Here is a 20,388-nt window from a genome sequence, read left to right as displayed (position 1 = left end):
CCGGAGCAAGCCACCGTTGGCAGCCGCTCCGGGGTATTTTCCGCTCTGTGATAATCAGCCGTTCGGCCTTAAGGATTGACGACGGTTTTAAACACCAACTGGCCGTCCTTCACTTCATTGATGACCGCGTTACGAATGGCGTCGCCGTCTTTCAGGGTCAGCTTGCCGGTAATGCCGGTGAAATCCGTGGTGGCGCGGATATTCTTGTTCACGCAGACGCGATCGTGCGGATCGCTGCACTTATTCATGGCGTTGACGATCATCTTGTAAGCGTCCGCCGTCATCGCGCCCCAGGTATGGGTCGGTTCGTTATATTTGGCGGTCCAGGCCTTGATGAATTTCTCCCCTTCCGGCGTCTGCTCTTTGGCGTTGGGTGAGTAGTAGTCGGTGGTCATCCAGCCGTTCACCGCATCCTGCCCCATCTTGAAGAACACCGGATCGGCAGCCAGACCGTCACCGCCGATCACCGGCAGTTTCAGCCCCAACTGTTTAGCCTGCACCGCGATCAACGCGCCTTCGGTGTAGTAAATCGGCATGTAGATCACATCAACGTTATGCGACTTGATGGTGGAAAGCTGGGCTTTGAAGTCTTTGCTGCCGCCGGGCGCCTGCACTTCAATAGGAATGGTGCCGCCGTTTTTCAGGAACTGGGTGCGGAAGGATTTCGCCAGCCCGACGGAGTAGTCGTTGCTGCTGTCAAACATGATGGCGGCTTTTTTGGCCTTCAGGTCGCGGGTCGCCAGGTTGGCCCCCACCACGCCCTGAAAACTGTCGGAAAAGCACACCCGGCTGACATACTCCTTGCCTTTGGTGACGCGGTCGTTGGTGGCGGTCGGCGAGACGATCGGCGTTTTGTTGTCTTCCGCCATTTTGGTCATCGCCATGGTGTTGGTGGAGGTCACTTCGCCGATCACCGCGTCCACCTTGTCGCTGGAAACCAGACGCTGCATGGCGTTGGCGGCTTCCACCTTGTCGCTCTTGTCATCGATAATCACCAGCTTGACGGTATCGCCGTTCTTCAGCTTCGATTCGATGCCGTTAATCAACTCGACCCCTTTCTGGGACGGTTGGCCGTAGCCGCTCAGTGCGCCGCTCAACGGCAGCACTACGCCGATTTTTACCTCGCCCGCCATGACGCTGGCGGATGCCAGCGCAGAAGACACCAGGACTGCCGCTACCGTGAATCTGAAACATGTGTTCTTCATGATCGCCTCTTATAAAAATAAGTACCGACTTCCTTCATGGAAGTACGCGCCATCCCGTCATCGTATTTCCGATTGCAGACGCCGCAGCGCCCATCTATCAAAATCGATGAGGTATTTCAGGGTGATAAAAAGAAGATCTGTGTAACAGGTTTATGTGCTGTTCACCGGTTTAAAGACAGCAATAAATATGCCAGGAGGAGAGAATCAATTAATGCGTTAATAATCAGAACCTAAAAGAAAAATATATTGATAACCGTCAAGAGCAATTACCAGCCCGCCACATTAATGCACCAACCAGACGCTTTAGTGCTTCTTATTAGTGCGCGACGCTTTTTTACTTTTTATAAACAAATCAATCAATAGCAGCAATATTGCGGAGTGCGTCACATATTAGCGGCGGTATTTCCATAATTCTCTGTTTATAATTTATATCGGTAATCTTTTCAGAGATTATTTCTAAAATAATTTAATTTTTATTCTTTTATTCTGCTGTGGAGAATGTCGTTCGATAGATATCACAATAATAATTTCATTCCTCAACTTTATTTTTATCCAATCCCCGCGACGTCCGCAGCCTGAATAACGACAGACAGATAATCGAAATATGGCGGCCATAAACAGAGTGCGATAATTCACCGGAAAATAATGCCGATACGCCTGCACCCTAAAGTCTTTCAGGGATAAAACACTGGACAGATACTGTATGCATAACCATACTCTGCCTCGTCATTTCTACTATCTACCGCACAACGCGCCATGACAAACACCGAGTTGCGTCAGGGATTCGTACTTACCCGCCACTGGCAGGATACGCCGTCCGGCATTCAGGTTGAGCTCTGGCTCGCTACCGATGACGGCCCTCGTCGCGTGCGCCTGCCGCTGCAACAAGCGGTGGCGTTCGTTCCGCTGCAACATCAGGCGCAGATTTCGCGCCTGCTCAACGGTGAAAAACACTGCCAATTGCGCCCGCTGGCGTTGCACAGTTTCCGCCATGAAGCGCTGTTGGGGCTCTACTGCGCGCAGTATCGCCAGTTGCTGCGGCTGGAGAAAACGCTGCAAGAAGCGGGTATCCCGGTTTACGAGGCGGATATCCGCCCGCCGGAGCGTTTTCTGATGGAACGTTTCATCACCGCGCCGGTCTGGTTCAGCGGCGACGAGCGGCCGGGCGGTCTTATCGAACAGGCCCGGCTGAAACCGGCGCCGGATTACCGCCCGTCGCTGCGCACCGTGTCGCTGGATATTGAAACCAGCCGTCACGGCGAGCTGTATTGCATCGGGCTGGAAGGCTGCGGCCAGCGCCAGGTTTTTATGCTGGGGCCGGAAAACGGCAACGCCGACGATACCGGCGATCTGACGCTGGAGTACGTCGCCAGCCGCCCGCAACTGCTGGAAAAACTCAACCAGTGGGTGCAAACCCACGACCCGGACGCGATTATCGGCTGGAATCTGGTGCAGTTCGACCTGCGGGTGCTGCAACAACACGCCGAGCGTTACCGCATGCCGTTATTGCTGGGGCGCGGCGGCCAGGCGCTGGAGTGGCGCGAGCACGGCTACCGGCAAAACCACTTTTTCGCCGGTGCCGCGGGCCGGTTGATCGTCGACGGCATTGAGGCGCTGAAATCCGCCACCTGGAACTTCGCCTCGTTCAGCCTGGAATTTGTCGCCCAGTCGCTGTTGGGCGAAGGCAAAGCCAGCGATAACCCTTACCAACGGCTTGATGAAATCGAGGGGCGTTTCGCCCGAGATAAACCGGCGCTGGCCCGTTACAACCTGAAAGACTGCGAACTGGTCACTCGCATTTTCGATAAAACCCAGTTACTCCCCTTTCTGCTGGAACGGGCCAGCGTCACCGGGTTATCCGCCGATCGCAGCGGTGGATCCGTGGCGGCGTTCACCCATCTGTATCTGCCCCGGATGCACCGCGCCGGTTTTGTCGCCCCCAATCTGGGGGAGGTGCCGCCGGAGGGAAGCCCCGGCGGTTATGTGATGGATTCTCGCCCCGGTTTGTATGATTCGGTACTGGTGCTGGACTACAAAAGCCTGTATCCCTCGATCATCCGCACCTTTTTGATCGACCCGGTCGGGCTGGTGACGGGGCTGAATTGTCCGGACGAACAGCATGCCGTCGCCGGCTTCCGCGGTGCCTGGTTTTCCCGCCGCCATCACTGCCTGCCCGCCATCGTCGAATCTATCTGGCACGAACGCGACGCCGCCAAGCGCGACGGCAATAAACCGCTGTCGCAGGCGTTGAAAATCATCATGAATGCCTTCTACGGCGTGCTGGGCTCCAGCGGCTGTCGCTTCTTCGACCCGAGGCTCGCCTCCTCGATTACCTTGCGCGGCCATGAAATCATGCGCCAGACCCGCACACTGATTGAGTCACAGGGTTATCAGGTGATTTACGGCGATACCGATTCCACGTTTGTCTGGCTCAATCGCGCCCACCGCGCCGAAGAGGCCGACGCCATCGGTCGTGCACTGACGACGTTCGTCAACCAATGGTGGCAACAGCATCTGCACCAGCAGCACGGGCTGGTCAGCGCGCTGGAGCTGGAATACGAAACCCACTTTCACCGTTTTCTGATGCCCACCATCCGCGGCGCCGAACAGGGCAGTAAAAAACGCTATGCCGGGCTTATCCATACCCCCGCAGGCGAGGAAATGGTGTTCAAAGGGTTGGAGACGGTGCGTAGCGACTGGACACCGCTGGCGCAACAGTTCCAGCAGCAGCTGTACTGGCGCATTTTCCACCGGGAGCCCTATCAGGAGTGGATGCGGGAATACGTGGACAACACCCTGCGCGGCGCATGGGATGACCTGCTGGTATACCGTAAACGGCTGCGCCACCGCCTGGACGACTACCAGCGCAATGTTCCGCCGCAAGTGCGCGCCGCCCGGCTGGCGGACGATTACAACCGGCGTCACGATCGCCCGCTTCAGTATCAGAACGGCGGTTGGATCAGCTACGTGATCACCGTCAACGGCCCGGAACCGCTGGAAAACCGCCACTCAGCGCTGGACTATCAGCATTATGTGGAAAAACAACTGCAGCCGGTGGCCGATGCGATTCTGCCCTTCCTGCACGACGACTTTGCTACACTGATTACCGGACAATTGGGGCTCTTTTGATGTTCGTTGGCGGTTGGCAGGTGACGAACCGGCCCCTATCCAGTACCATAGCGCCCCTTTAGGTTATGTCCCTGAATATCCGGTTTGCTCGCCAAAACCGTCGCTTCATCGCCAGGAATGTATGAACTTGCAAGGATCAGACGTTCCTGGAGAAACGTGATCCGGTGTTCTCGCTGCTAACAGGCCGAAGCGCGAAGCATGGCGCTGCCACCGACGCGAAAACGGAACCGGAACAGCCACTCTCACAATACGAAACAAACCGCGGCAGCCGCGGTAGGCAGGGTGTTGCCGGATTTGGGGCCGTTGCCGAACAATAAACAGTTCCTGACTTTCATCTACAACGACGAGTATCGAGTTAGATTTATGCCTTTTACACTTGGTCAACGCTGGATTAGCGACACAGAAAGCGATTTAGGATTGGGGACGGTCGTGGCGGTAGACGCCCGGATGATTACCCTGCTCTTCCCGGCCAGCGGCGAAAACCGCCTCTACTCCAGAACCGACGCCCCCATCACTCGCGTGATGTTCAATCCGGGCGATACCGTCACCAGTCACGACGGCTGGCAATTGAAGGTCGAAGAAGTGCGTGACGAAAACGGATTGCGCACTTACATCGGCCGCCGTCAGGACGACGACAGCGCCGCTGAGCTGAGGGAAGTGCTGCTCGACAGCAAGCTCACGTTCAATAAGCCGCAGGATCGCCTGTTCGCCGGCCAGATCGATCGCATGGATCGTTTCGCCCTGCGCTATCGCGCGCGTCGCCACCTGCATGAACAGGCGCTGCAACCCTGGGGCGGCCTGCGCGGCATGCGCGCCAGCCTGATCCCGCACCAGCTCCACATCGCCCGTGAAGTCGGCCAGCGTCATGCACCGCGCGTGCTGCTGGCGGATGAAGTGGGCTTGGGGAAAACCATCGAAGCCGGGATGATTATCCATCAGCAATTGCTGTCCGGCCGCGCCGAACGTGTGTTGATCGTGGTGCCGGAAACCTTGCAGCACCAGTGGCTGGTGGAAATGCTGCGCCGTTTCAACCTGCTGTTTTCCCTGTTCGACGACGAACGCTATGCCGAGGCCCGCCTCGACACGGATAACCCGTTTGAAACCGAGCAACTCATCATCTGCTCGCTGGATTTCGTGCGCCGCAATCCGTCCCGCTTCGAGCACCTGATGGACGCTGACTGGGATCTGCTGGTAGTAGACGAAGCCCATCATCTGGCCTGGAGCGAAGAGGCGCCGAGCGCCGGCTATAAAGCTATCGAACGTCTGGCGCGCGTGATTCCCGCCGTTCTGCTGTTGACCGCAACGCCGGAACAGCTCGGCCAGGAAAGCCACTTCGCCCGCTTGCGCCTGCTCGATCCGGATCGTTTTCACGATTACCGCGAATTCATCGCCGAACAACAGCAGTATCGTCCGGTCGCCGACGCGGTGACGCTACTGTTGAGCGGCAACCCTGTCAGCGATGCCGATCGCAACGCTCTCGGCGACATGCTGGGCGAGCAGGATATCGAGCCGTTGCTGAAAGCCATTTCCAGCAACAGTGACGACAGCGATACAGCCCGCAAAGAACTTATCGCCATGTTGATGGATCGCCACGGCACTAGCCGTGTGCTATTCCGCAACACCCGCCAGGGCGTCAAAGGCTTCCCGCAGCGTGTGTTGCACCAAATCAAGCTGCCGCTCCCCGCCCAGTATCAGACCGCCATCCGCGTTTCCGGCATCATGAATGCCCGTAAATCGGAGGAGGATCGCGCGCGCGACATGCTGTACCCGGAACAGATTTACCAGCAGTTCGAAGACGACAACGCCACCTGGTGGAGCTTCGATCCGCGCGTCGAGTGGATACTGGAATACCTGACCAGCCACCGCGACGAAAAAGTGCTGGTCATCTGTGCCAAAGCCGCCACCGCGCTGCAACTGGAGCAGGTGCTGCGTACCCGCGAAGCCATCCGCGCCGCGGTGTTCCACGAAGGCTTGTCGATCCTGGAGCGCGACCGCGCCGCCGCCTACTTCGCTTCTGAAGAAGAGGGCGCGCAGGTGTTGATCTGTTCCGAAATCGGCTCCGAAGGGCGCAATTTCCAGTTCGCCAGCCATCTGATCATGTTCGATCTGCCGTTCAACCCGGATCTGCTAGAACAGCGGATCGGCCGCCTCGATCGCATCGGCCAAAGCCGCGAAATCCAGATTCTGGTGCCGTATTTAGAGAGCACGGCGCAGGCGATGTTGGTGCGCTGGTATCACGAAGGGCTGGACGCCTTCGAACATACCTGCCCCACCGGCCGCACCATTTACGACAGCCATTACGAACAATTGCTCACGTTGCTCGGCAACCCGGCGCAGCAGGAAGGGTTGGACGATTTTATCCGCACCTGCCGCCAGCAACACGACACGCTGAAGGCGCAACTGGAACAAGGGCGCGACCGGCTGCTGGAAATGCACTCCAACGGCGGCGAGGATGCTCAAACACTGGCGACCACCATCGCCGAACAGGATAACGACGTCGAGCTGGTTAATTTCGCGCTGAACCTGTTCGATATCGTCGGCGTGCATCAGGACGATCGCAGCGACAGCTTGATCGTGCTGACGCCGTCCGACCACATGCTGGTGCCGGATTTCCCCGGCCTGCCGCAAGACGGCTGCACCATCACGTTCGACCGCGATCGCGCGTTATCCCGCGAGGATGCGCAGTTTGTCAGTTGGGAGCACCCGTTGATCCGCAACGGGCTGGATCTGGTGCTCTCCGGCGAAGTCGGCAGTTGTGCCGTTTCTCTGTTGAAAAACAAAGCGTTGCCGGTCGGCACCCTGTTGGCGGAACTGGTTTATGTGGTGGAAGCGCAAGCGCCCAGAGCATTGCAGCTGACTCGCTTCCTACCGCCGACGCCGATCCGTCTGCTGCTGGATCGCAAAGGCACCAATCTGGCGGCGCAGGTGGAGTTCGAAAGTTTTAACCGTCAGTTAAACGCGGTTAACCGCCATACTTCCAGCAAACTGGTCAATGCGGTGCAGAACGAGGTACACGACATGCTGCAGAAAGCCGAACCGCTGGTGGAAGCACAGGCGCAGACGCTGATCGACGACGCGAAGCGCCAGGCCGAAACGCAATTACGCCGCGAGCTGGCTCGGCTTGAGGCGTTGAAAGCCGTGAATCCGAATATTCGTGACGACGAGCTGGAAGCGCTGGAGAATCAGCGCGAGCAGGTGCTGCTCAATCTGCAGCAGGCCACCTGGCGGCTGGATGCCATCCGTCTGGTGGTGGTTTCCCACCAGTAATCCGGTTTGCCTTTACGCGGCGGGGCTATTCCCGCCGTGTTTCTGGAGTCAGCATGGAACCTTACAATCCTCCGCGCGATCCCTGGCTACATGTTCTGTATCAGGATCAACACATCATTGTGGTCAATAAACCCAGCGGATTGCTGTCGGTGCCTGGTCGCGCCGACGAGCATAAAGACAGCATCATGAGCCGGATCCAGGCCGACATCCCGACGGCCGAATCCGTACATCGTCTGGATATGGCGACCAGCGGCGTCATGGTCGTGGCGTTGACCAAAGCCGCCGAGCGCGAACTGAAACGCCAGTTCCGCGAGCGCGAACCGAAGAAATCGTACCTTGCCCGCGTATGGGGACATATGGCGCAGGATGAAGGGCTGGTGGATCTGCCGTTGATCTGTGACTGGCCCAACCGCCCACGCCAGAAAGTCTGCTTCGAACAGGGGAAACCGGCGCAAACCGCCTACCAGGTGCTTGCACGCGACGCCGATGGCACCACCCGCGTGAAGCTGATGCCGATAACCGGCCGCTCCCATCAGCTACGGGTGCATATGCTGGCGTTGGGACATCCTATTCTGGGAGATGGTTTCTATGCCCACCCCGACGCCAAAGCCATGGCGCCCCGCCTGCTGCTGCACGCGCAGGAGCTGGTCATCACCCATCCGGCATTTCATACGCCGATGCATTTTCGCTGCGAAGCGGATTTCTGAATACGGATCAATCAGGATCAATCAAAAGAACGAAGCGGCGGAGAGCGAATCAGCGGGAAAAGTTGTGGGTTTTGAGAAACTCATAGGCGGCCTGAATATCCTGCGCCTTACGTTTGGCTATGTCGATCATGCGGGGAGAGAGCCCTTTCCCCATCATTTTGTCCGGATGATGTTCACTCATCAGCTTGCGGTAAGCGCGTTTAACCGTCACAGCGTCATCGCTGGGGCGCACTCCCAGCGTCCGACATGCGCTTTCAATGGTCGGCCCGCGCGACGACATCGGCGGACGTTGTCCATACGACTGACCGCCATGAGACTGGTTGCGCCGTTGGTAGGATTTGTTGTTCTGCCGGGACTGATAACCATTCTGTCGCGACTGGTAGCTACTGTTCTGGGAACTCGATTTCTGGCCCGACTGATGGGCATGGCCGCTACGCTCCATATTGCGCATGAACAGCTCGAACTGTTCGCGCGTTACGCCCAACTCATCGGCGAAAACATACAGCAACCGGCGCTCATTCGGATGCAGAGCCCCATCGACAAACGCTACCTGTAATTGAATCTCAAGAAACATACGAATCAGATCAAAACGACCGATGCAGGCATCGCGCAATTTCCGCAATTTATTGCGCATCGGGAACTGGTTGGCCTTGCCTTCGCGGAATGCCTGCTGCGCGGCGGCACGCGCTTCGCCGAACAGTTCGAGATGATCCATCATTTTGGTGGCAATGCGGATATCAGCCTCCGTCACCCGCCCTTTGGACTTGGTGAGGTGCCCCATGGCCTGGAACGTCGTCAGGCAGAACAACGCCTGACGTGTGGCCTGAGCAGTAAAAAAGTCGCGCGGACGGGATCGACGGGCCCGGTCAAATAAATGACCCAGCACCACCCCGATGATTATCCCGCCGACCCCGGCACTGGACATGATCCCCAGTACCAGTCCCAGCAACTTTCCCCAATACTGCATATACTCCTCAAATCCCCATGCCGTCGGCCAAAAATTGCTTTATCATACCCGTCATTTATCTTTGCTCCTAACGGCAACATCGCGAAAACGGCGGGGATTTGCGCTGGCACCAGACCAGAACATGCGATAGTCTCTGGCCGTTTGCCGGCATGACGCCTTTGATGACGGAACACCTGATACCGAGTATGAAAAAACGTTTCCCAACTCTGCTGGCCTCGTTAATCTGGTCAGCGCTATACAGCCAGCACGCGCTGGCCGATCTTGCCTCTCAGTGTATGTTGGGCATTCCTGTATATAACCGCCCGCTCGTTACCGGTGATACCAATCAGTTACCTGTACATATTCAGGCCGATCAGTCGCAAGCCAACTACCCTAATAACGCCATTTTCACGGGTAATGTGAACGTCGAGCAGGGCAACAGCGTACTCAACGCCCAGCAGGTTCAGTTGGATCAACAGCAAGGCAAGGATAAAAACACGCCTCTGCGTACCGTCACGGCCACTGGCGATGTGCATTACGATGACAACCAAGTCATTCTGACCGGCCCGAAAGCCTGGTCCAACCTGAATACCAAAGATACCGACGTTTACGACGGCACCTACCAGATGGTCGGGCGTCAGGGCCGCGGCGACGCAGACATCATGAAACTGCGTGAAAACAGCCGGTACACTATTTTAGATCACGGCTCCTTCACCTCTTGTTTGCCGGGTGATGATAGCTGGAGTGTGGTCGGTTCGGAAGTGATTCAGGATCGTCAGGAAGAAGTGGCTGAAATCTGGAACGCACGCTTTCGTATTGCCGGCGTTCCCGTGTTCTACAGCCCTTACCTGCAACTTCCCATCGGCAACAAGCGCCGCTCCGGTTTCCTGATCCCCAATGCCAAGTATGGCAGCAGAAACGGCTTTGAGCTTATTACGCCGTATTACTGGAACATTGCGCCGAACTATGATGCCACCATTACACCGCATGTGCAGACCAAGCGCGGGCTACAGTGGCAAAACGAGTTCCGCTATCTGACGCAGCCGGGCCTGGGCCAGATCGAATTCGATTGGCTGCCGGACGATAAGCAGTACCGCCGCGACGTCAAAGCCAATCCTTCGGTATACGGCACGGACGATAACTACACCCGCTGGCTGTTTCACTGGCAACATGCCGGCGTCATGAATCAGGTTTGGCGTTTCAACGTCGACTACACCAAAGTTAGCGATCAAACCTACTTCACCGACCTCGACTCCGTCTACGGCAACACCACCGATGGTTATGCGACGCAGAAATTCAGCATGGGTTATGCCGAAAGAAACTGGAACGCTACCGTGTCGACCCGTCAGTACCAGGTCTTCAGCAATCTGGCGAGCCGGGATATCTATCGGGCTATGCCGCAGCTCGACCTCAATTATTACCAGAATGATATCGGTCCCTTCGATCTGCACATTTATGGTCAGGCCGCGAAATTTACCAACATCAACCCGACGCTGCCGGATGCAACCCGTGTCCATGTTGAGCCGACGCTATCGCTGCCGTTATCCAACCAGTGGGCGAGTCTCAACACCGAAGCCAAACTGATGGCGACCCACTATCAGCAGGATAATCTGGATACCTATAACGCCGATAACCCCACCAGTCCGTTGAAAGCGACGGTGAACCGGGTCATGCCGCAATATAAAGCCGACGGCAAAATGGTTTTCGAACGCAACATGGATCTGGTGCAGGGGTACACCCAGACACTGGAACCCCGCGCCCAATATCTCTATGTTCCTTATCGTAATCAGTCTTCCACTCGCGCCTATGATTCGACGTTGCTGCAAAGCGACTACGCGGGGTTGTTCCGCGATCGCACCTTCAGCGGCCTGGATCGCATCGCCTCCGCTAATCAGATAGCCACCGGCGTCACTACTCGCCTTTACGATCAGGCATTAGTCGAGCGCTTTAACGCTTCTGTCGGCCAGATTTACTATTTTGAACGTCCGCGCACCGGCACCTCGTCCATCATCGATAACAGCGACGATCGCGGCAGCCTGTCGTGGGCCGGCGACGCTTACTGGAAGTTTGCCGACGACTGGGGCGTTCGTGGCGGTCTGCAATACGACGATCGACTGAAAGATTTCACACTGGGTGATGCCGCGCTGGAATACCGGGCCGGGGGCGAGCGGATGTTCCAGTTGAACTACCGTTTTGCCAGCGCCGAATATATTCAGGCCATGTTGCCCAACATCACCAACCCTGGCTACCAGCAAGGTATCTCCCAGGTGGGGGTGACCAGCAGCTGGCCGTTGTCCGATCGCTGGGCGATCGTCGGCGCCTATTACTATGACGTCAAAGCCAACCAGCCTGCGGATCAACTCGTCGGTTTGCAATACAGCACCTGTTGCTGGGCGGTCAACGTCGGTTACGAGCGCAAGATCACCAAATGGAACAGCACAACCAGCCAAAGCGTTTACGACAATAGGGTAGGTTTCAGTTTCGAATTACGCGGTCTGAGCAGCAACTACGGCCTTGGAACGGACAAAATGCTCAAAAACGGCATTTTGCCCTATCAACGCGCTTTCTGATGATGTGATACCGGGAACTCTCGCTGCCATAAGCGTCTAACTACCGGTAACGATTAAACCGACAACCCGCCCGTGCGGATGAAATGAATGGGAAAGGTATGAAGAACTGGAGAACGCTGATTCTGGGACTGGCATTAAGTGCCAACACGGTGTTTGCCGCCCCGCAGGTGATGGATAAAGTCGCTGCAGTGGTGGATAACGGCGTGGTTCTGGAAAGTGATATCAATAGTCTGATGCAGTCCGTCAAAATGAACTCGCAGGAATCCGGTCAGCAGTTACCGGATGACGCTACCCTCCGTCATCAGATTTTGGAACGGCTGATCATGGACAACATCGTGCTGCAGATGGCGCAGAAGATGGGCGCCCAGGTGTCCGACGATCAGTTGGATCGCGCCATCGCCAATATCGCCCAGCAGAACCACATGACCCTGGATCAGTTGCGCAGCCGTCTGGCCGCAGAAGGCATCAACTACGACACCTACCGTAGCCAGATCCGTAAGGACATGACAATTGCCGACGTGCGCAATAGCGAAGTGCGCCGCCGCGTCACCGTCCTGCCGCAGGAAGTGGACGCTCTGGCCCAGCAGATCGCTAGCCAGGGCAGCGATAAAGAAGTGAACCTCAGCCAGATTCTGCTGCCGCTGCCGGAAAACCCGAGCCAGGAGCAGGTCGACAAAGCCGAGTCGCTGGCTAATCGGCTGGTTAAAGACGCGCGTCAGGGCGCGGATTTCGGCAAGCTGGCCATCACTTATTCGGCCGATCCGCAGGCGTTGAAAGGCGGCCAGATGGGATGGGGCCGCCCGCAGGAGCTACCGTCGTTGTTCGCCGAACGCCTGGCTAACCCGGAGAAAGGCCAGGTTATCGGCCCGATTCGTTCCGGCGTCGGCTTCCATATACTGCGGGTGAATGATACCCGCGGCGGCAATCAGGCTATTTCAGTCACTGAAACGCACGCACGCCACATTCTGCTGAAAACGTCCGTCGTGATGAACGACGCGCAAGCGCGCACCAAACTGGAAGATGTCGCCCGACAGATCAAGAGCGGCAGCACCAGCTTTGCCGCTCAGGCGAAACTGCTGTCGCAGGATCCGGGCTCCGCCAACCAGGGCGGTGATTTGGGATGGGCATCGCCGGATATGTATGACCCGGCGTTCCGCGATGCGCTGATGCAATTGAAGAAAGGTGAAATCAGCGCCCCGGTGCGTTCTTCTTTTGGCTGGCACTTGATCCAGTTGCTGGATACCCGGCAGGTGGACAAAACCGATGCCGCCCAGAAAGAACGCGCTTACCGCATGTTGTTCAATCGTAAATTCGCCGAGGAAGCGCAAACCTGGATGCAGGAAAAACGCGCCTCAGCCTATGTAAAAATCCTTGATAGTCAGAGCCAGAGCCAAAACTGATGTCGATGGAAAATATCACCCAACGAGTCGTGGTGACGCCCGGCGAACCCGCCGGGATTGGCCCCGATCTGATTGTGATGCTGGCCCAACAGGCATGGCCGATCGAACTGGTGGTTTGTGCCGATCCCGAACTGTTGCTCAGCCGGGCTTTACAGTTGGGGCTGCCGCTGGCACTGCGTGACTATCGTCCCGAGGACGCTGCCCGGCCGCAAGCGGCAGGCACGCTGACCCTGTTGCCGGTCATTACGACGGAGACGGTTATTGCCGGTCAGTTGAACGTCGCCAACAGTCGCTACGTGGTGGAAACCTTGGCGCGCGCCTGCGACGGGTGCCTGAACGGCGAATTCGCCGCGCTGATCACCGGCCCGGTGCATAAAGGCATTATCAATGACGCCGGTGTCCCCTTCTCCGGCCACACTGAATTCTTTGCCGATCGCAGCCAGTGTGCGCGCGTGGTGATGATGCTGGCGACTGAAGAACTGCGGGTCGCACTGGCGACGACGCATCTGCCGTTGAAAGCGGTGTCAGAGGCTATCACCCGTACCAGTCTGCATGAAGTGATTTCCATTCTGCACCACGACCTGCAGCGTAAATTCGGCATTTCCCAACCGACCATCTACGTCTGCGGCCTGAATCCTCACGCCGGGGAAGGCGGCCATATGGGCCGGGAAGAGCTGGATGTCATCATCCCGGCGCTGGACGAACTGCGCCAGGCCGGCATACAGTTGGTCGGCCCGTTACCGGCGGATACCCTGTTCCAGCCCAAATACCTGGAACACGCCGACGCCGTACTGGCCATGTACCATGATCAGGGGCTGCCGGTGCTGAAATACCAGGGCTTCGGCCGCGCCGTCAATATCACGCTGGGGTTGCCTTTTATCCGCACCTCGGTCGATCACGGTACCGCCCTCGAGCTTGCCGCCAGCGGCAACGCCGATCCAGGCAGTTTCCGTACCGCACTCAATCTTGCCATTCATATGATCGCTAACCGTAATGAATAATCGCGTCCACCAAGGCCACTTCGCCCGTAAACGTTTCGGGCAAAACTTTCTCAACGATCAGTTTGTGATCGACAGTATTGTTTCCGCCATCTACCCGCAATCGGGTCAGGCGCTGGTGGAAATTGGCCCCGGGCTCGGCGCGCTGACCGTTCCAGTCGGGGAACGCATCGACCGTTTCACCGTGGTGGAGCTGGATCGCGATCTGGCCGCCAGGCTGGAAACCCACCCGACGCTGAAGGACAAGCTCACCATTATCCAGCAGGACGCCATGACGGTGGATTTTACCGCGCTGGCACAACAGGCGGGACAACCGCTGCGGGTTTTTGGTAACTTGCCGTATAATATTTCGACACCGCTGATGTTCCACCTGTTCAGCTATACTCACTCTATTCGCGACATGCATTTCATGTTGCAGAAAGAGGTCGTCAATCGACTGGTTGCCGGCCCGAACAGCAAGGCTTACGGGCGTCTGAGTGTCATGGCGCAATATTATTGTCAGGTCATCCCGGTGCTGGAAGTCCCGCCGAGCGCGTTTAAGCCCGCGCCCAAAGTGGATTCGGCCGTTGTGCGCCTGGTACCGCATACCACGTCGCCATATCCGACGGTGGACACTCGCATGCTGGGCCGGATTACTACCGAAGCATTTAACCAGCGCCGCAAAACGCTGCGCAACAGTCTGGGCAACCTGTTTACCCCGGAACAACTGACGGAACAGGGGATAGATCCCAACGCCCGGGCGGAAAACGTCACCGTTGAGCAGTATTGCCAGTTGGCCAACTGGCTGACGGAACACCCCGTACCGCAGGAATAAACTGGAGTTGTCGTGATGATTAACGCGCCCCGAGTTTGCATACAGGTTCAAAGCTTCTACGTGGAAGCGCAATCTCAACCAGATGAAGATCGTTTCATTTTTGCCTACACCATTACCATCCGTAATCTGGGGCGTCACGACATCAAACTGCTGAACCGTTATTGGATCATTACCAACGGCAACGGCAAGCAGACCGAAGTACAGGGTGAAGGCGTGGTCGGCCTGCAACCGCTGATTCTGCCGGGCAATGATTTTCAGTACACCAGCGGCGCGATTCTGGAAACGCCGATGGGAACCATGGAAGGCCACTACCAGATGATCGATCATCAGGGCGAGGCGTTTCAGGTTGCTATACCGGTTTTCCGTCTGGCAATCCCTTCATTAATACATTAAGACATTATGGCTACCTATCTTGTTGGCGACATCCACGGTTGTCTGGCTGAGTTTGAGTCGCTTTTGGCGCAAGTTTCCTTCGATCCGGAACAGGATACCCTGTGGCTAACAGGCGATCTGGTTGCCCGTGGGCCGGATTCTCTCGGTGTGCTGCGTTACGTTCGTTCCCTGGGGCCGGCGGTTAGAATGGTGCTGGGCAACCATGATCTGCACCTGTTGGCGGTCTATGCAGGCATCAGTCGCAGAAAGCCTAAAGACCGGCTGGAGACGCTGCTGGCGGCGCCGGATGTGGATGAACTGATCAATTGGCTGCGTCGCCAGCCGATCCTGCAGGTGGACGACGATCTGAAACTGGTGATGACCCACGCAGGCATCACGCCGCAATGGGATCTGGAAACCGCCAGAATATGCGCCAGAGAAGTGGAATCCATCCTTGCCAGCGATAGCTATCCGTTATTTCTCAATGCGATGTACGGCGATATGCCCAATCACTGGAGCCCCGAATTGAGCGGGTTGCCGCGTTTGCGTTTCAGTACCAACGTGTTCACCCGCATGCGCTACTGTTTCTCTGGCGGTCAACTGGATATGTTGTGCAAAGAGGCGCCCTCTCAGGCACCGATGTTGTTGAAACCCTGGTTTAATTTACCCAGCCAACTACCCGCGGGCTATGCCGTGGCATTCGGTCATTGGGCATCATTGGAAGGTCAGGGAACGCCAGCCGGCATCTATGCGCTGGATACCGGTTGTTGTTGGGGAGGATCGCTAACGCTGCTGCGCTGGGAAGATAAAAGCTATTTCAGCCAGCCATCACTGATAGCGCCTGACAGAGAAGCCATGGCCGCCGGGTAAACACCACCGGCGAAGCCGTGATCGGGCGCGCAGGAAGCCGCGCCTCCTCGTCACATCGCGCCACACTCACGACGGTCCAGAATTTCGAAGCAGTAACTGTGGGAATTGTGCTCATCCGCGTCGTGGAACTCGCTGAATATCGATACCCATTCGTCCGGCTCATATTCCGGAAAGTGCGTATCCCCTTCCACTTCCGCATCAATATGTGTCAGGTAAAGACGACCCGCTTTCGGCAACATTTGCTGGTAAACCTTGCCGCCGCCAATCACCATGACTTCTTCCACGTCGCCCGCCGCCAGTAAGGCTTCATCCAGCGATGCGGCCCAGATCACCCTCTCGTCGTCGCCCGGCTGGCTGCTCACCACGATATTCAGTCGTCCCGGTAACGGCTTGCCAATCGAGCGGTAGGTATGACGCCCCATAATTACCGGCTTGTTCAGCGTATTACGCTTGAACCATGCCAGATCGGCCGGTAAATGCCACGGCATAGCATTCTCCTTACCGATAACCCGATCCACCGCCAGTGCGGCAATCAAACTAATCATCATGGTAAAACCCTGCAGGCTGAAAAATTGGTGCCACTATACGGAAAGCCTGGGCGAACGTCGATATGACGACCTGTGACGGCCATAATATAAGAGAGATCCGACAGCTGAGCGAAGTGTCAGCAAATGTGGACAGACGCGCACCATCCCAAAGAAAGCCTATACCCCGTCCATCAAGGCAACCTGCCTGTCATTTAAGACGCGAACCCGGTGCTCATCTCTCGTCGAGTGTCGGGTATATTTCAGGTTTTCGCACCTGCCGAGACAGGCTGGAGCGCCGTCAGGCCTGGCGCAACGGCGCCCCAGCCGCCAACGCGGGGCGATTTATTCCGATGACAGAGCCCCGCGCCGCGCCGGCCGCGGCAAACTCATACGCCGGGCCGCTTGCGATAAATCCAGATACCGGGCAACGATAACCCGATAGACAGCGCGCCCACGATAAAACTGGCTTTAAGAAAATTAGTAATCAATACCTGCATCAGCGCCTCGCTGTACCCCAGATGCGACAGTTGCACTACCGAAATCATCGCCGTATAAGCCGGAATGCCGGGGAACATCGGGATAACAGCGGCCACCGTGAACACTTTGGGATGAGCCAGCAACCAGCGAGACCAACGAATACCGATAACACCGATAAGGATGGACGCCACAAAAGACGCCCATTCGATATGGAAGCCGAAATGAACCATCAAAAAACGGCAACCGTGGCCAATGCCGCCCAGCAACGCACAATAAGGCAACGCTTTGATCGGTACGTTGAAGACCATGGCGAACCCCAGCGCCGGCACGGCAGCCAGCACCATATCCTGCACCAGCGCATCAATCAGCTCTATGACCATCCGTGCAGCCCCCATAGCGCCATCGCCGTCACCACGCCGATACAGGTCGCCAGCGTCAGCAGGCTGGCCATCGCCCAGCGCGCCAGACCGGTATTCACATGCCCTTTAAACATATCCGCCACCGCATTGATCAGCGGGAACCCTGGCACCAGCAACAACACGCTGGCCGCCATCGACACGGTTGACGCATGCTCCAACCCCGGTAGACGCATCAGCAAGCCGGAAGCCGAAGTGGCGACAAACGCCGTAATGCAGAAATTGATCAAGGGATTCAGATGGCGCGCGGTCAACATCTGCCGCACATACATTGCCATCCCGCTGGCAATCACCGTCACCAGAAACGCATCCCAGCCGCCGCCATTCAGCCGACTGAAACACCCACATGACAACGCCACGACAGTCACCATCAGCCAACGCGGATAACGCAGCGGCTTGATTTTACCGAATCGACGCGCCACGCCGTCGACATCCAGCAACCGGTGCTCGGCCATGATCACCACATGCTGAACTTCCGTCACCACATGCATATTGATGCCGCGATCCACGTTTTTACGGGTGGAGGTCAGGCAATGTTCCTGCATAATCGTGGTTAATACGATCGCATTAGCGGAAATGGAGCTTTCCACGCTATCCACACCCAGCGCTACGCCCAGACGGGACGACAACTGCTCAACAACCATACTTTCAGCACCATGCTGCAGCAGCAGTAGCGCACACTGAATACACAGCCGGGTGATATCCCTCTGCTGCGTGGTCTCACATACCATATTTACGTTCCTGACCCTGTTCCTGAATACAACCACTATATATATGGCTTTTATAAGTTTATTAACAATCAATTCTCGTTATTGATGGTGCGAAAGCATGCCATCGGCGCTATTATGCCCACGTTTTTTTGCCCGTTCTTTGATTGCCATACTGAATACATCATGCTTGAGACTTCTTTATTTGTTGCCACCATCGCCATGCTGGGGATGCTTTCTCCCGGCCCGGACTTTTTTCTGGTGATAAAAAACGCCGCGCGTTACCCCCGTCTGGCCGCCATGATGACGGCAGCAGGCGTCATCTGCGGCGTCGCTACCCATATGGCTTACTGTGTTGCCGGCCTGGCTGTCGTGATCACCACCACGCCATGGCTGTTCAGCCTGCTGAAATATGTCGGTGCGGTTTATTTGATTTGGCTAGGCATTCAGGCGCTGCGCGCTCGCGGCAGCGGAAAATTGAATATCGCCGGCCTGCCGCGCCAGAGCGTCAGCCTGCGCAACGCCTTCATGCAGGGTTATCTCTGTAACCTGCTCAACCCCAAGGCCACGCTATTCTTTCTGGCTATTTTCACTCAGGTGTTGAACCTTGATTCCAGCTTCGGCGAAAAGCTGTGGTACGCCGGGATCATCTGGGGGCTGACGCTGTGCTGGTGGCCGCTACTGGTCATCCTGATTCAGAGTGAACCCGTGCGGCGCGGCATGACTAAGGCCCAAACGCTGCTCGACAAAGTGCTGGGCGGCGTACTCATCACGCTGGGCATCAAGGTTGCGTTGAGTTAACGCTCAACCCGCTGCCCTGCCGGTTTTCGGCAGGGTTTCTCTTTCTCGCCGTTCTCCTGACTTCCTCCCCCTGCGTTACTTCGCGCCAAAAAATTAAAAAAATAGCAATTAAACAGTAAATAAATCGAAAATATTGTCGCTATTTATTAATTGAGCCAGGCTCACTCTATGCCGTTTTTTGTCTTTGTAACAAGCAACCTCTGGCGAAACCGCCAGGATCAGGGAAATGCCACGATGAAAAGGCAGCATCCCTGCAAGTTTCTACCGCGATACCTGAGCGAATACGAGATCGGTCTCTATCACGGCAGCCAATAACCGGAGTTTCGGATGACGACCATCAATAACCGTGTCACACAACAAACCAATGACAATCTACATAGCGCGTCAACTTCAGGCACGCATGCCAGCGCAGAAAATCGCACCGCGCTCAATGACGCCACTCACAGCACGCCGTCGACTAACCGCGAGATTTCAACGCTGGCGCTTCAATTGTCTGCTGCCGCAGCACGGGCAGCCATACGGGATTCGACCCAGGGTTATCAATCTCTGGCAAAGCAGGCACAGGAGACGATCGAGCAGTTGATCGGCAGTGATTATGATCGCCACAAGAAGCGTAACGACAGCGAGCTCCCCAACACTGACGACCCTGATCTGCTGGCTCGCGCCCAGCAGGCAACCGACTTCGTGAATCGAAAAGGCACCAACCCATTCAGGGGATTATCCCGTGAGCAGTTAGCGCTCATCACCTATGACGATAGCGGAACATTTACCGTTAATGAGCGGCGGGCAGCCTGGTCGGAGGCTTACGATCAGGAACAGGCGTGGCGTGTACGTGTGTGTGCGATGGCAATGAATGAATACAACGCCACCGGCAAGACACCGAATTTCTTTAAAGAAGTTCTACGCCACTATCAAGAGCTACCCAAAATGGAACGAGTACAGTATCCGCTGGATTACCCCATCCAGTTGCAAACAAGGATCGCGGAAGAGGAGAGTAAAACAACCTCATCGATCTCTGTCCATTTAACCGACAGCCAACTTTCCGAGCTATTTGAACGTTTATTAGGGTGGAGCATATCAGCGCAACAAATCGGCGCTATTACCACGCAGACCACCTCCTCCGCGCATTAAAAGCGGCCATTCATACCCATAAAAAAAAGCCGGTCAGTGCAAACCGACCGG

The 20,388-nt window shown here is 56.5% G+C and carries 16 protein-coding genes; 11 read left to right on the top strand and 5 right to left on the bottom strand.

Translation table 11 applies throughout. The features are described 5' to 3' along the window. Positions 1 to 68: 68 nt before the first annotated feature. On the bottom strand, positions 69 to 1,133 hold the full coding sequence (locus DPA2511_RS03160; RefSeq protein ID WP_404821621.1) for an ABC transporter substrate-binding protein: 1,065 nt from the start codon (positions 1,131 to 1,133) through the stop codon (positions 69 to 71). A gap of 828 nt (positions 1,134 to 1,961) precedes the next feature. Between DPA2511_RS03160 and DPA2511_RS03155 the strand changes: the two genes are divergently transcribed. From DPA2511_RS03155 to rluA, 3 genes are all read left to right on the top strand, one after another. Then, entirely contained in the window at positions 1,962 to 4,334 is a 2,373-nt protein-coding gene (locus tag DPA2511_RS03155) for a DNA polymerase II (protein WP_012764239.1), read from the top strand. 363 nt (positions 4,335 to 4,697) lie between these two features. Beyond that, entirely contained in the window at positions 4,698 to 7,601 is a 2,904-nt protein-coding gene (gene rapA / locus DPA2511_RS03150) for an RNA polymerase-associated protein RapA (RefSeq protein ID WP_012764238.1), read from the top strand. 53 nt (positions 7,602 to 7,654) lie between these two features. Then, a complete protein-coding gene (rluA, locus tag DPA2511_RS03145; protein ID WP_012764237.1) occupies positions 7,655 to 8,308 on the top strand; it encodes a bifunctional tRNA pseudouridine(32) synthase/23S rRNA pseudouridine(746) synthase RluA in 654 nt (217 codons plus the stop codon). A gap of 49 nt (positions 8,309 to 8,357) precedes the next feature. Here the strand turns inward: rluA and djlA are convergent, their stop codons facing one another. Beyond that, positions 8,358 to 9,275, bottom strand: coding sequence for a co-chaperone DjlA (gene djlA / locus DPA2511_RS03140; RefSeq protein WP_012764236.1), 918 nt, complete (start codon positions 9,273 to 9,275; stop codon positions 8,358 to 8,360). Positions 9,276 to 9,424: 149 nt separating this feature from the next. Between djlA and lptD the strand changes: the two genes are divergently transcribed. The 6 genes from lptD (at position 9,425) to apaH (ending at position 16,278) form a co-directional block, all read left to right on the top strand. Beyond that, complete coding sequence (gene lptD / locus DPA2511_RS03135) at positions 9,425 to 11,824, top strand: LPS assembly protein LptD (RefSeq protein ID WP_012764235.1); 2,400 nt, start codon at positions 9,425 to 9,427, stop codon at positions 11,822 to 11,824. 98 nt (positions 11,825 to 11,922) lie between these two features. After that, positions 11,923 to 13,224, top strand: a complete 1,302-nt coding sequence (gene surA / locus DPA2511_RS03130; protein WP_012764234.1) for a peptidylprolyl isomerase SurA — start codon at positions 11,923 to 11,925, stop codon at positions 13,222 to 13,224. Next, the gene (pdxA, locus tag DPA2511_RS03125; RefSeq protein ID WP_012764233.1) at positions 13,224 to 14,225 is read left to right on the top strand and encodes a 4-hydroxythreonine-4-phosphate dehydrogenase PdxA; all 1,002 of its coding nucleotides are present in this window, start codon (positions 13,224 to 13,226) and stop codon (positions 14,223 to 14,225) included. Before surA ends, pdxA begins: the two co-directional genes overlap by 1 nt. Next, on the top strand, positions 14,218 to 15,036 hold the full coding sequence (rsmA, locus tag DPA2511_RS03120) for a 16S rRNA (adenine(1518)-N(6)/adenine(1519)-N(6))-dimethyltransferase RsmA (RefSeq protein WP_012764232.1): 819 nt from the start codon (positions 14,218 to 14,220) through the stop codon (positions 15,034 to 15,036). Before pdxA ends, rsmA begins: the two co-directional genes overlap by 8 nt. A 15-nt stretch (positions 15,037 to 15,051) precedes the next feature. Next, positions 15,052 to 15,429 carry a Co2+/Mg2+ efflux protein ApaG gene (gene apaG, locus DPA2511_RS03115; RefSeq protein WP_012764231.1) on the top strand — a complete coding sequence of 126 codons (378 nt, stop codon included), beginning with the start codon at positions 15,052 to 15,054 and terminating at the stop codon, positions 15,427 to 15,429. A 6-nt stretch (positions 15,430 to 15,435) separates the two neighbouring features. Further along, entirely contained in the window at positions 15,436 to 16,278 is an 843-nt protein-coding gene (gene apaH, locus DPA2511_RS03110; RefSeq protein WP_012764230.1) for a bis(5'-nucleosyl)-tetraphosphatase (symmetrical) ApaH, read from the top strand. Between the two features lie 50 nt (positions 16,279 to 16,328). Here the strand turns inward: apaH and folA are convergent, their stop codons facing one another. The 3 genes from folA to DPA2511_RS03095 all read right to left on the bottom strand — a co-directional run bounded on the left by folA (position 16,329) and on the right by DPA2511_RS03095 (position 18,429). Then, complete coding sequence (folA, locus tag DPA2511_RS03105; protein WP_153247128.1) at positions 16,329 to 16,823, bottom strand: type 3 dihydrofolate reductase; 495 nt, start codon at positions 16,821 to 16,823, stop codon at positions 16,329 to 16,331. Positions 16,824 to 17,191: 368 nt separating this feature from the next. Next, positions 17,192 to 17,662: a threonine/serine exporter gene (locus DPA2511_RS03100; protein WP_012764228.1), complete on the bottom strand. Its 471-nt coding sequence runs from the start codon at positions 17,660 to 17,662 to the stop codon at positions 17,192 to 17,194. Next, positions 17,653 to 18,429 carry a threonine/serine exporter family protein gene (locus DPA2511_RS03095; RefSeq protein WP_012764227.1) on the bottom strand — a complete coding sequence of 259 codons (777 nt, stop codon included), beginning with the start codon at positions 18,427 to 18,429 and terminating at the stop codon, positions 17,653 to 17,655. The genes DPA2511_RS03100 and DPA2511_RS03095 overlap by 10 nt, the downstream gene beginning before the upstream one ends. Positions 18,430 to 18,591: 162 nt before the next feature. Here DPA2511_RS03095 and DPA2511_RS03090 point away from each other — a divergent pair, with 162 nt between their 5' ends. Then, complete coding sequence (locus DPA2511_RS03090) at positions 18,592 to 19,206, top strand: LysE family translocator (protein ID WP_023638132.1); 615 nt, start codon at positions 18,592 to 18,594, stop codon at positions 19,204 to 19,206. A 327-nt stretch (positions 19,207 to 19,533) separates the two neighbouring features. After that, on the top strand, positions 19,534 to 20,337 hold the full coding sequence (locus DPA2511_RS23635; RefSeq protein ID WP_012764224.1) for a hypothetical protein: 804 nt from the start codon (positions 19,534 to 19,536) through the stop codon (positions 20,335 to 20,337). Positions 20,338 to 20,388: the final 51 nt, after the last annotated feature.

The sequence above is a fragment of the Musicola paradisiaca NCPPB 2511 genome, from assembly GCF_000400505.1.
Classification (GTDB): Bacteria; Pseudomonadota; Gammaproteobacteria; order Enterobacterales; family Enterobacteriaceae; genus Musicola; species Musicola paradisiaca.
Note: the sequence above shows the minus strand (reverse complement) of the source record. Positions and strands in the feature narration are given on the sequence as shown.

Excerpts from the sequence above, each read along its gene's own strand:
- DPA2511_RS03160 (WP_404821621.1), bottom strand. The coding sequence starts at position 1,133 with ATGGCGGGCGAGGTAAAAATCGGCGTAGTGCTGCCGTTGAGCGGCGCA.
- DPA2511_RS03155 (WP_012764239.1), top strand. The coding sequence starts at position 1,962 with ATGACAAACACCGAGTTGCGTCAGGGATTCGTACTTACCCGCCACTGG.
- rapA (WP_012764238.1), top strand. The coding sequence starts at position 4,698 with ATGCCTTTTACACTTGGTCAACGCTGGATTAGCGACACAGAAAGCGAT.
- rluA (WP_012764237.1), top strand. The coding sequence starts at position 7,655 with ATGGAACCTTACAATCCTCCGCGCGATCCCTGGCTACATGTTCTGTAT.
- djlA (WP_012764236.1), bottom strand. The coding sequence starts at position 9,275 with ATGCAGTATTGGGGAAAGTTGCTGGGACTGGTACTGGGGATCATGTCC.
- lptD (WP_012764235.1), top strand. The coding sequence starts at position 9,425 with ATGACGCCTTTGATGACGGAACACCTGATACCGAGTATGAAAAAACGT.
- surA (WP_012764234.1), top strand. The coding sequence starts at position 11,923 with ATGAAGAACTGGAGAACGCTGATTCTGGGACTGGCATTAAGTGCCAAC.
- pdxA (WP_012764233.1), top strand. The coding sequence starts at position 13,224 with ATGTCGATGGAAAATATCACCCAACGAGTCGTGGTGACGCCCGGCGAA.
- rsmA (WP_012764232.1), top strand. The coding sequence starts at position 14,218 with ATGAATAATCGCGTCCACCAAGGCCACTTCGCCCGTAAACGTTTCGGG.
- apaG (WP_012764231.1), top strand. The coding sequence starts at position 15,052 with ATGATTAACGCGCCCCGAGTTTGCATACAGGTTCAAAGCTTCTACGTG.
- apaH (WP_012764230.1), top strand. The coding sequence starts at position 15,436 with ATGGCTACCTATCTTGTTGGCGACATCCACGGTTGTCTGGCTGAGTTT.
- folA (WP_153247128.1), bottom strand. The coding sequence starts at position 16,823 with ATGATTAGTTTGATTGCCGCACTGGCGGTGGATCGGGTTATCGGTAAG.
- DPA2511_RS03100 (WP_012764228.1), bottom strand. The coding sequence starts at position 17,662 with ATGGTCATAGAGCTGATTGATGCGCTGGTGCAGGATATGGTGCTGGCT.
- DPA2511_RS03095 (WP_012764227.1), bottom strand. The coding sequence starts at position 18,429 with ATGGTATGTGAGACCACGCAGCAGAGGGATATCACCCGGCTGTGTATT.
- DPA2511_RS03090 (WP_023638132.1), top strand. The coding sequence starts at position 18,592 with ATGCTTGAGACTTCTTTATTTGTTGCCACCATCGCCATGCTGGGGATG.
- DPA2511_RS23635 (WP_012764224.1), top strand. The coding sequence starts at position 19,534 with ATGACGACCATCAATAACCGTGTCACACAACAAACCAATGACAATCTA.